Source organism: Aestuariivirga sp., assembly GCF_044238155.1.
GTDB lineage: Bacteria > Pseudomonadota > Alphaproteobacteria > Rhizobiales > Aestuariivirgaceae > Aestuariivirga.
In genome coordinates, this window is the sequence record NZ_JBIIDX010000226.1 from 1 (window position 1) to 3462 (window position 3462).

Annotated in this window: 2 protein-coding genes and 1 pseudogene; 2 read left to right on the plus strand and 1 reads right to left on the minus strand. The window is 58.0% G+C overall.

Annotated elements, in window-relative coordinates; translation table 11 throughout:
* A partial coding sequence (locus ACILRN_RS16290) for a GntR family transcriptional regulator (protein WP_395690016.1) occupies nt 1-316 on the minus strand: 316 nt, incomplete at its 3' end.
* 91 nt (nt 317-407) lie between these two features.
* Between ACILRN_RS16290 and ACILRN_RS16295 the strand changes: the two genes are divergently transcribed.
* On the plus strand, nt 408-3215 hold the full coding sequence (locus ACILRN_RS16295) for a molybdopterin oxidoreductase family protein (protein ID WP_395690017.1): 2808 nt from the start codon (nt 408-410) through the stop codon (nt 3213-3215).
* Nucleotides 3212-3462: pseudogene (locus tag ACILRN_RS16300) on the plus strand ((Fe-S)-binding protein); the annotation flags it as partial. The gene ACILRN_RS16295 and the pseudogene ACILRN_RS16300, both read left to right, overlap by 4 nt.

The following is a 3462-nucleotide window of genomic DNA, read 5'->3' on the forward strand; positions in this document are numbered from 1 at the left end:
ACCAGTCGAGCGCACCGGATGGAATGCCCGGCTTTACCGCCAGCTTTGGCGGGGCGGCATCCTCGATTGCCTTGTCGGCGACGTAGTAGCCAGAACGCTCACGGGCAACCAGGTAGCCGTCGTCCAGAAGTCCCTGATAGGCAAGAACCACTGTATTGCGGGAGACCCCCAGGCTCTTTGCCATTTTTCGCGTTGACGGAATGGGTTCCTCGCGGGCCAACTGCCCGTCGAGGATCGCTGATACCAGCGCCTCCCGGATCTGGGTCTGCAGGCTGGCATGTTCGTTGCGGCGGATGTGGACGAGCCAGTCTCGCAATTTTGGTCCCTGTGAACACTCGGTCTGGACCTATCATAGTGCCAAGAACGTCGGTAGAGTAGTGAAGAATGAATCTATAGGCTGACAACGCATGACTGAGCCCGCCGTGAACACCCAGGCCCGCAGCTGGGATGAGGTCAAGACGACCACCTGTTACATGTGCGCGTGCCGTTGCGGAATAAGGGTGCATCTTAAGGATGGCCGGGTGACCTACATAGACGGTAACCCGAACCACCCCGTCAACAAGGGGATCATCTGCGGCAAGGGGGCTGCCGGGATCATGCAGCACTACTCGCCGGCCCGGCTGAGCAAGCCCCTGCTGCGGGTTGGCGAGAGGGGGTCGGGGGAGTTTCGTGAAATCGAATGGGAGGAGGCGCTCGCAACCGCCTCGCAATGGCTGTCAGAGGTGCGTGCCCGCGATCCACGGAAGCTGGCCTTCTTCACGGGGCGCGATCAGAGTCAGGGCCTGACAGGATGGTGGGCGGCACAATTCGGCACGCCTAATTATGCCGCGCATGGCGGTTTCTGCTCCGTCAACATGGCTGCTGCCGGACTCTATACCTTCGGCGGCTCATTCTGGGAATTCGGCGAGCCGGACTGGAAGCATACAAAGTACTTCTTGCTATTCGGCGTTGCCGAGGACCATGCGTCAAACCCGATCAAGAAGGCGCTGGGTCAGTTGAAGGCCCGCGGTGCCAAGATCGTGTCGATCAATCCAATTCGAACGGGGTATTCGGCAATTGCTGACGAGTGGATTGGCATACGACCCGGGACTGATGGGCTGTTCGTGGGCGCCCTGATCCACGAACTTGTTGGCGCCCAACGAATTGATGGTGACTATCTGCTGCGCTACACGAATTCACCTTGGCTCATCATTGAAAATCCCGGTGGAGAGGATGACGGCCTGTTTGTAAGGAATGCACAAGGTTCTGCTCTGGTCTGGGATGGCCATTCTGGCTCACCAATGCCGGCGCTATCGCCCGATGCAGCTCCCAAACTGATGGGCCGCTACAAGCTTGCCGATGGACGGCGGGTCGTGACTGCCTTTACCCTGATCGCCGAGAGGTTTCTTGAGCCAGAGTGGTCGCCCGATGCCGTTTCTGAGCGCTGCGGCGTGCCGGCTGTCTCGATAAGGCGCATCGCAGCCGAAATTGCGCATACCGCCTTCGAAGAAGAAATCTCGCTTGATGTTCCCTGGACAGATCATCTTGGCCGATATCATGAAAAGATGGTCGGGCGGCCGGTTTCAATGCATGCGATGCGTGGTATTTCCGCTCATGCCAATGGCTTCCAGACCTGCCGGACAATTCACCTGCTGCAGATCCTGCTTGGCACGATCGATGTGCCGGGCGGCTTCCGTTACAAGCCACCCTTTCCGAAGCCGCCGCCGCCCGGCGTCAAGCCTGCGGGCAAGCCTGGGCAAGTCAAGCCCAATACGCCGCTTCCCGGACCGCCGCTTGGTTTCGTGACGGCGCCTTCGGATCTTCTAGTTGATGCGCAAGGAACGCCACAGCGCATCGACAAGGCTTACAGTTGGGAGGCGCCATTGGCGGCCCACGGCCTCATGCATATGGTTATCACCAACGCTGCAAAGAAAGATCCCTACGGCATCGATGTGCTGTTCATGTACATGGCCAACATGAGCTGGAATTCGGCCATGAACGTGCCTGATACCATCCGCTATCTCACCCAGAAGGAGCCTGACGGTTCCTATACCATTCCGAAGATCATCTACTCGGATGCCTACGCCTCGGAGATGGTGCATTATGCAGATCTTATACTGCCAGATACGACCTATCTCGAGCGCTGGGATTGCATCTCGCTTCTCGATCGACCGATCTCCGAGGCCGATGGCCCGGCTGACTCGATCAGACAGCCAGTGGCTGAGCCCGACCGCGATGTGAGGCCGTTCCAAACGGTGCTTCTGGATCTGGGTGCCCGATTAGGCCTTCCTGGCATGACGCGGAATGACGGTTCTCCGCGCTACCCTGGCGGTTATCCAGATTACATTGTCAATCACGAACGTGCGCCGGGAATCGGGCCGCTGGCCGGGTTCCGTGGTCCCAGCGGACGTGCGCAGGGGCGAGGTGCGCCCAATCCGGACCAGCTAAAGGCTTACATCGCAAATGGCTGCCACTGGTACCAGGAACTGCCTGATCACATGAAATACTATCGCCACGTGAATTGGGCTTATCTTGATTGGGCCACCTTCTTTGGCTTCATCGGAAAGCCTGATCCCGTGATCCATCAGCTTTATTGTGAGCCTTTGCAGAAGTTCAGGCTCGCCGCGAAAGGACATGGAGCTGTTCTGCCGCCTCCCGAACACCGCGAGCGCATTGCGACATACTTTGATCCCATCCCGTACTGGTATCCACCTCTCGAGGGAGAGATGCTGGAGGCACAGCACTATCCTCTCCATGCAGTGACGCAGCGGCCCATGGCGATGTATCACTCCTGGGGGTCACAGAATGCTTGGCTCCGTCAGATCCTGGGTCGAAATTGGCTTTACATGGCCCGACAGCTTGCTGCGAAACTTGGTATTGCTGACGGCGATTGGGTAGTAGTGACGTCGCACCATGGCCAGATCAAGGTTCAGGCAAAACTGATGGATGGTGTCAATCCTGAGACCGTGTGGACATGGAATGCAATTGGCAAGCGATCTGGCGCATGGAACCTTGCAGCTGGAGCTGATGAGTCCAGCAAGGGCTTTCTGCTCAATCATCTGATCTCGGAACTTCTTCCGGAACGGGGTGGAGGCTATCGCTATTCCAACAGCGACCCTGTCACCGGGCAGGCGGCCTGGTATGATCTTCGCGTTCGCGTCGAGAAGGCTGCTGATCAAGAGCCCATCAGTGAGCCACAGTTTGCAACGCTGAAGATGTTTGCGGGGGGCAAATGACTTCACTTCCTCCGCCTTCCAAGACCAAACTTGGTCTGGTCATTGATCTTGATACCTGTGTCGGCTGCCAGGCCTGTGCAACCTCGTGCAAGGAGTGGAATACGCAAGGTTACTCGGCGCCGCTGAACGACGTGAATGCCTATGAGGCGAACCCAACAGGTACCTGGCTCAATCGGGTTCACGGCTATGAGGTGACGGAGCCAGGTCAAGCTCAGTCACGCATTGTCAACTTCCCGCGTTCGTGCCT